Raw genomic sequence first — 7,011 nt, 5'->3', positions numbered from 1 at the left:
GCTCCGGCTGATAGCCATTGCGCACCACCGCCCGGCGACCGTCCGGCAAACGATCCTCCGCGTAGGTCTCCATGAACGTCTGCAACTCTGCCTCCACCGCTTGCTTGATCAGATCCCGCGCCCCGCGGCGCAGCAGATCGGTCAACGGGTCCTCTGGTCCGTTCGGCAGGTCTGTCGTATCGTGAGCCATGGTGGCGTATCTCCTCTGGCTGGCTGGTTGGTCGCACTCCCATTCCAGCCGGATACGCCGCCTTCCTCAATCCCCCCCGTACACCACTTTCGACAGTAACTCCGCCCGGAGAAATGATCGTACACACGCGCACGGAGATCAGCACGGCCGGACGTGCTTCCGACGCCCCCCCGGCCACCGCCATGGCCGCGGAGGCCGGCCTGCAGGCCCTCGCCGGAGCCACGAGCCGGGAGCAGCTGTGGCGCATCCCCGAGGGCCGGGCCGAACTGGCAATGAGTGCCCTGGGGGCACCTCCGGCAAGCGGTCCGCACCCCGCCCGCGGCTGGGCCGACCGTACCACCGAGGCCCGCGACCGTACCCTTCGGGTCATCCAGGCGCTCCAGAACCACCCCGAGGTGGTCTCCGCGGCCCCCAACTACTACGTCACTGCGCAGAACCTGCCCGACGACCCGAGACAGTCGGAGCAATGGTTCCACGACACCATCGAACTGCCCGAGGCCTGGGACATCACCACCGGTGGATCAGCCGGCGAGGACGTCATCGTGGCCATCATCGACACCGGGCTGCACCGCGACCACGAAGACATGGACTCCGGCCGCCTGCTTCCGGGCCAGACCTTCCTCCAGGACGACGATCCCGGTGACATAAGGCCCCACGGCACCCACGTCACCGGCATCATCGGGGCGCACACCGACAACGGGATCGGCGTTGCGGGCATTTCCTGGCACGCGGAACTGATGCCCGTCCGCACCCTCGACGGCGACGGACGCGGGACCGTGTACGACATGCTCCAGGGCGTCCGCTATGCGGCCGGCCTGGACAACGACTCCGGAGAAAAACCGGATCGCCCCGCCGACATCATCAATCTCAGCCTGGGGCAGGAAGGAGGCACCCCCTCCGAAACCGCAGCCGATCTGTTCCACGAGGTGCGCGAACTCGACATCCTGACGGTGGCATCCACCGGCAACAGTGGCGCCGAAGACATCGCCCTGCCCGCCGACTATGCGGACGTTCTGGCCGTTGGCGCCACCGATCGCGATGACCGGCGAGCACCCTACAGCAACTACGGCACCGGGCTCGACCTGGTCGCCCCCGGGGGGCTGATGACCTCGGCAGGAGATCCGGACGGCATCCTCAGCACCTGGGAGCCGGACACCTATGCGTTCAAACAGGGCACATCCATGGCCACCGCCGTTGTCTCCGGAACCCTCGCCCTCGGACGCGCGGTCAATCCGGACCTGGGGCCGCCCGGAGTCCGCTACCTGCTGGAAACCGGTGAGCTCACCGAGGATCTGGGAGCACAGGGCTGGGAGCCCGAAACCGGTTGGGGGAGGATCGATGCCCATCGAACGGTACAGGCCTTCGCGGATTTCGATGCCGACGATCTGCCCCCCAGGCTGTCGGCCCAACCACCGGGCCTGGCATTCGGATATACGCAATCCGTGCAGGAACTGGAGTTGCGCAATTCAGGCACGGGGGACCTGGCGCTTGACGAAATCGGGGTGACCGCCGAATGGCTGCAGATCGAACCCCGACGGATCGATGACGACGGACTCGGTGTCTACGAGCTCCGCGCGTCACGGGAACGGGTCGATCCGGGCCGACATACCGCCCGGATCGAGGCATCCGCCGACAACGGCGACCGCGTCGAAATCCCGGTGGAGCTGCACGCTGCAAGCCCCGACCCCGAACACGATACGGTCGGCCGCGTGGTGGTCGAGCTGCACGATGCGAACGAGACCCTGGTGGCCCGCACGACCGCATCGCGGGAGGACGGCGCCTATCGGTACCGGTTCACCGGCATTGCCGAAGGCGAGTACCGGGTCACCGCCACCACCCGCATGACCGGCTCCAGTGTGGCCTGCGGCGCGACGGAGGCCTGCGGCACCTGGCCGTCCACCCTCCGCCCCGCCGACCTGGAACTCGACCGTGACCGCCACGACGTGGACTTCCGCATCGCCTGGCCACCGGAGCGTCCGGAAAGCACTCACCTCGATTGACGTTCCAGGCTGTCCAGCGGACTGGCGGTATCGCGCAGCCCCATCCAGCAGGCGATACTGGCACGCCAGCGGCGGGTGGGGAGCACAGCGTGGGGCACGCTCTGGCTGAGGAAGATCGCGAGGGTGCCGGCCTCGGGGCGCACGCGTTCCAGTTCGCGGGCTTCGTCGGCCCCGTCCTGCGGCGTGTAGAACGCCAGTTCGCCCCCGTCACGGGCACGCCAGTGCCGATTGAGATAGAGCACCAGCGACAGCCGCCGGCGGTTACCCTCGCGAAAGGCGTCCACGTGGCGAGCGTAACCCGTGCCGGGCGGGTACAGCGCGAAGTGTGCCTCGGTCTCGAACAGGCCCGGGATCAGGCCGCGGGCGGCGACACGACGCAGGTGTTCCAGACGCTCCAGCAGCTCCCGCTGGGCCGGCGTCGCACCTTCCAGCCAGTGGATGCGGTCACCGCGTTCGGCGGCATCGTGCCGGCGCTCGCGACCCCGCCCCACCCGCGCGGAGCGCAGGCGTGCGGCGTTGCGCAGGGCGTACACCTCCTGGCGCAGGGCATCGGACAGGCGATCTTCGAGAAACCCGGGGCACACCACCCGCCCGTCACGTGCAAGCGTGTCGAGCCATCCGTCATCCGCCAGCGGTGCCGCAGCCGGAGTTCCCTCCCGGATGCCGTCCGGCGGCACGGGACGGGGCCCGGCGACCGTGCCGGATAATCGGTGCACCGCCGGGACCGGGGCGGCAGGGGGTATCGCGGTGTCCGGGGTGCCGATAGGGGTGCCGGTATCGGCGGGACGCGCTTTCATGAACGGGCGGATTCTCTTGCGGGCCCGCCAACCGGGGCGCGGCGGGCATCACTCCGAATATACCCCGTTCCCCCCCTCCCGGAAAGCATCCGCCCTCCGGCCGCGAATCAACCGCCCGCGCCGGCGCCCGCGGTCGCATCCCCCACGAGCATGACACGGTTGCGCCCGGCGTCTTTCGCCTCGTACAGGGCGGCGTCCGCGGCGTCGATCAGGGCATCGGGTTCGCTCACGGGCTCCGGCCAGGTGGCCACTCCGACGGAGGTGGTGACGGTGCCCAGGCTGCGCCCCTGGTGGAACAGGGCGAGTTCGGCGATGGCCTCGCGCAGTTCCTCGGCGCGGTCGCGGGCCCGGTCGCCGTCCGCCTCCGGCAGAATGACCAGGAACTCCTCCCCGCCCAGCCGGCAGGGCAGCTCGGCCCCGATGAACAGCTTCTGCAGCAGATGGGCGACCGCCACCAGCACCACGTCACCGGCATCGTGGCCGTAGGTGTCGTTGAACTGCTTGAAGTGGTCGACGTCCAGCATCAGCACCGACAGCGGCCGTTCGGCCCGCCGGCAGCGTTCCACCTCGGGCTCGAGCGTCTCGTCGACGAAACGCCGGTTGTACAGGCCGGTCAGCGGATCACGGATGGTCAGGTTGCGCAGGGCCTCGCGCAGGCGGATATTGGACAACGCCAGCCCCAGACGCGCCGCGGTAGCGTCCACCAGGCGTTCGTTTTCACCCGCGCTTTCGCCCGGGGAAGCCCCGTGCGCCCCGCCGGCCACGTGCAGGACCCCCAGCGTCTTGCCTTCGGCATGCATGGGGGCGCAGATGGAGTCGATCTCCGAATTGCCGTCATGTCGGCAGGCGGGGTTGCGGGCCTCCGGATCATAGACCCAGATCCGGCCGAGCCGCAGGGCCCAGCAGTCGTCCGGCGCAAAGGTGTCGGGGTGTTCCTCGTGGTGCTCGCCCCAGCCGGTGATGCGCTCCAGCGAGTGCCCGTCTTCGCTGAACAGATAGACCGTGCCGGACAGCCCGGCGAACAGCTCGCCCAGGGAACGCTGGATGATCGCACGGGTTTCATCGAGGGTGCGGCAGGACTGCAGCAGATCGGTCAGCTCGTTGAGGACGGTCATCTCCTTGCGCTGGCGCTCGAGGCTGGCGGCGCGCTCGGTCGCCGCGTCACTGGCGCGGGCCAGCTGGTCGGTGCGCTCGCGCACCTTCTCCTCCAGCTCGTCACGGGAGCGGCTGAGCTTCTGCTGGGTGGCCTCCTGTTCCTGCTCGTATTGCTCCAGGTTCTCCACCATACGATCGAAGGCCCCCGCCAGCGTGGTCAGCTCGCTGGCCCCGTGGATATCCCCCACCCGCACGTTCAGCCGCCCGTCCGAGATCTGCCGCGCGGCGCTGGCCAGCCGCCCCACCGGACGTCGCACGGCCACCTCGCCGAGCAGCCAGGCGATGCCCAGTGCGAACAGAAACACGGCCCCCAGAAGCAGCAGTGTGCGCTGGAACAGGGCATCCACTTCGGAAAACAGCACGTCGGTGGACAGGCCGACGGTCACGATCCGGCGCTCATCATCGCTGCCGAAGACGGTGTAGGCGTAGCCGCGAGTCACGCCATCCAGACCCGCGCTCTCCAGGGTCCCGGCATGACCGCCCTGCGTCCGCACTTCACGCAGCAGGTCCGCCTCGGCCGAGTCGCCTCCGGCCGGCCCGGCGGTGTCGGGGGCACGCGCGAGCACCCGGCCTTCCGGGTCCCAGAGCGTGGCGACGGGCGTGCGCACGGCGGCGCGGTCCATCGCGGTCAGGTGCTCCACGGCCCCCAGCGGGTCCTCGTGCCCCGCTTCCACCCGCTCCCGGATCACTGCGGCCAGGGTGGCGAGGTTCTCGACCGCCTGACGGGAATTGATCTCCCGCGCCTCCACGGCGGAGTGGATGATCACCAGGGCAACCGGAATCATGGAGAGCAGGGTGAGCAGAATGAGACGGCTGCGGATCCCCGACAGCCAGGCGTGATAAAGGTTCTTCATCGGCAGGTCCCCTGATTTCGGGGCCCAAGTTAGCGCATTTTGGCGCGACCGTCGCATCCTGCCGGCGGCGGACCGGTCCGGGCGGACGAACTCAATGCTCGAGGAAGCCGCCGTCCACCAGATGGCGCCGCAGGGCAGCGCGGGCCTCGGTCACGCGCGGCGCGGGCCCCCGCAGCCCCAGCTCCACCTGCGGGGCCCCGTCGCGCATGCGCGGCAGGCAGGAGATGCGCAGGTCGGGGAAGGCCGCTTCCATGGCCTCCAGCAGCGGGACCAGGCGGCTCTCGGTCACGCCCTCCAGCGTCAGGCCCTCCTCCACCGCGCCGGCGGAGGCATCGCGGCCCGGAAAGCGCTGGTCCAGTACCCAGCGGATCATCGGCTCGGCCATGTCGGGGAAACCGGGCACGCAGTGATGGCGGGCGCAGGAGAAGCCCGGGATGCCGTTGACCGGGTTGGGGATCAGTTCGGCCCCTTCCGGCAGGTCGGCCATGCGCACGCGATGCGGCCGGGCCTCGGCGCCGAAGCGCCGCTCCAGCAGCTCGATGAATTCGGGATGGGGCCGCAGCGACAGACCCAGGGCCTCGGCCAGACAGGCGCGGGTGCGGTCATCGGGGGTCGCGCCGATGCCGCCGAAGCTGAACACCTCGGCATCGGTGTCCGCGGTCTCGCGGAAGTTCCGCGTCAGGCGCACGGGATCATCCCCGACGATGCGCAGCCACGCCAGCTCCAGGCCCTTTTCCGCCAGCGCGGCGGTGAGGTTGGCCTGGTGGCGGTCGCGCCGCTTCCCGCTGAGGATCTCGTCGCCGATGATGACCGCGCCGATCTCGATGTTGCGTCCGTCGTGGGGCTCCATCCCGCCCTGCTCTCCCCTGCTGTCACGCCGGTGGCGGCACCGGTCCGTTCAGTTCTCCGCACCCAGCGCCAGGGCACGCTCGCGGGCCGCGGCCCGCTGCTCGGGACTATTGTCCGGATCCCCCAGCCACGGCGCCAGATGCCGCCCGGCGAGTTCGGCCAGGAACTGCAGATGGTCGTCGCGATCATTGAGCGCGGGGATGTAATGGAAGCGCTCTCCGCCGGCCTCGAGGAAGATCTCGCGGTTCTCGTCGGCGATCTCCTCCAGGGTCTCCAGGCAGTCGGCGGAGAAACCGGGGCAGATCACGTCCACCGAACGCACGCCCTGCCCCGGCAGGGCCTCCATGGTCTTGTCGGTGTAGGGCTGCAGCCACTCCTCGCGGCCGAAGCGCGACTGGAAGGTGACCTGCCACTGGCCCTCTTCCAGACCCAGCGCCTGCGCCAGCTTGTGTCCGGTGGCATGGCACAGGCAGTGGTAGGGGTCGCCGTTGAGCAGATAGCGCTTCGGCACGCCGTGGAACGACATCACCAGGCGATCGGGCTGCCCGTGCTCCTCCCAGTGTTCACGCACGCTGTTGGCCAGCGCCCGGATGTAGCCCTCCTCGGCGTCGTAGCTGGCGACGAACTGCAGATCCGGCACCCAGCGCCAGCCCTTCAGCACCTCCGCCACGGCGTCAAAGGTCGAGCCCGTGGTCGAACCCGAATACTGCGGATACAGCGGCAGCACCACGACCCGCCGCACGCCCTGGCGCCGCAGCTCGTCCAGCCCTTCCTCGATCGACGGGTTGCCGTAACGCATGCCCAGCGCCACCGGCACGTCCTCGCCGGTCTGCTCCGCCAGGCGCGCGCGCACGCCCGCCGTCTGGCGTCGGCCGATGGCCAGCAGCGGCGAGCCTTCGTCGGTCCACACGGTGGCGTATTTCGCCGCGCTGCGCCGCGGGCGCACGTTGAGGATGATCCCGTTGAGGATCAGCCACCAGATCGGCCGTGGCACCTCGACCACCCGCGGGTCCCACAGGAACTGCTTGAGGTAGCGCCGCAGTGCCGGCGCGGTGGGTTCATCGGGGGTCCCCAGGTTGGTGAGCAGCACGCCGGCGTCGCGCGCCTGACCGTGGCGGTAATCCGACTCTCCGAAGTACTTCATGACGTTCCTTAATGGCTGGATC

The 7,011-nt window shown here is 69.6% G+C and carries 5 protein-coding genes and 1 pseudogene; 1 reads left to right on the top strand and 5 read right to left on the bottom strand.

All coding sequences use genetic code 11. The features are described from left to right. Positions 1-190: pseudogene (locus D893_RS12230) on the bottom strand (IS256 family transposase); the annotation flags it as partial. Between the two features lie 113 nt (positions 191-303). Here D893_RS12230 and D893_RS12220 point away from each other — a divergent pair. Beyond that, positions 304-2,190 carry a S8 family serine peptidase gene (locus D893_RS12220; RefSeq protein WP_246863925.1) on the top strand — a complete coding sequence of 629 codons (1,887 nt, stop codon included), beginning with the start codon at positions 304-306 and terminating at the stop codon, positions 2,188-2,190. Here the strand turns inward: D893_RS12220 and D893_RS12215 are convergent. The 4 genes from D893_RS12215 to hemH all read right to left on the bottom strand — a co-directional run bounded on the left by D893_RS12215 (position 2,178) and on the right by hemH (position 6,989). Next, on the bottom strand, positions 2,178-2,867 hold the full coding sequence (locus tag D893_RS12215; RefSeq protein ID WP_110619933.1) for a 2OG-Fe(II) oxygenase: 690 nt from the start codon (positions 2,865-2,867) through the stop codon (positions 2,178-2,180). The genes D893_RS12220 and D893_RS12215 overlap by 13 nt on opposite strands. 227 nt (positions 2,868-3,094) lie before the next feature. Then, the gene (locus D893_RS12210) at positions 3,095-4,996 is read right to left on the bottom strand and encodes a diguanylate cyclase (RefSeq protein WP_110619932.1); all 1,902 of its coding nucleotides are present in this window, start codon (positions 4,994-4,996) and stop codon (positions 3,095-3,097) included. A gap of 91 nt (positions 4,997-5,087) precedes the next feature. Next, complete coding sequence (locus tag D893_RS12205) at positions 5,088-5,846, bottom strand: molybdopterin-binding protein (RefSeq protein WP_110619931.1); 759 nt, start codon at positions 5,844-5,846, stop codon at positions 5,088-5,090. A 48-nt stretch (positions 5,847-5,894) separates the two neighbouring features. Continuing rightward, entirely contained in the window at positions 5,895-6,989 is a 1,095-nt protein-coding gene (gene hemH, locus D893_RS12200; RefSeq protein ID WP_110619930.1) for a ferrochelatase, read from the bottom strand. Between the last annotated feature and the right edge of the window lie 22 nt (positions 6,990-7,011).

The organism is Thioalkalivibrio sp. ALE21 (assembly GCF_003208255.1).
Classification (GTDB): Bacteria; Pseudomonadota; Gammaproteobacteria; order Ectothiorhodospirales; family Ectothiorhodospiraceae; genus Thioalkalivibrio; species Thioalkalivibrio halophilus.
Note: the sequence above shows the minus strand (reverse complement) of the source record. Positions and strands in the feature narration are given on the sequence as shown.

Excerpts from the sequence above, each read along its gene's own strand:
- D893_RS12220 (WP_246863925.1), top strand. The coding sequence starts at position 304 with ATGATCGTACACACGCGCACGGAGATCAGCACGGCCGGACGTGCTTCC.
- D893_RS12210 (WP_110619932.1), bottom strand. The coding sequence starts at position 4,996 with ATGAAGAACCTTTATCACGCCTGGCTGTCGGGGATCCGCAGCCGTCTC.
- D893_RS12205 (WP_110619931.1), bottom strand. The coding sequence starts at position 5,846 with ATGGAGCCCCACGACGGACGCAACATCGAGATCGGCGCGGTCATCATC.
- hemH (WP_110619930.1), bottom strand. The coding sequence starts at position 6,989 with ATGAAGTACTTCGGAGAGTCGGATTACCGCCACGGTCAGGCGCGCGAC.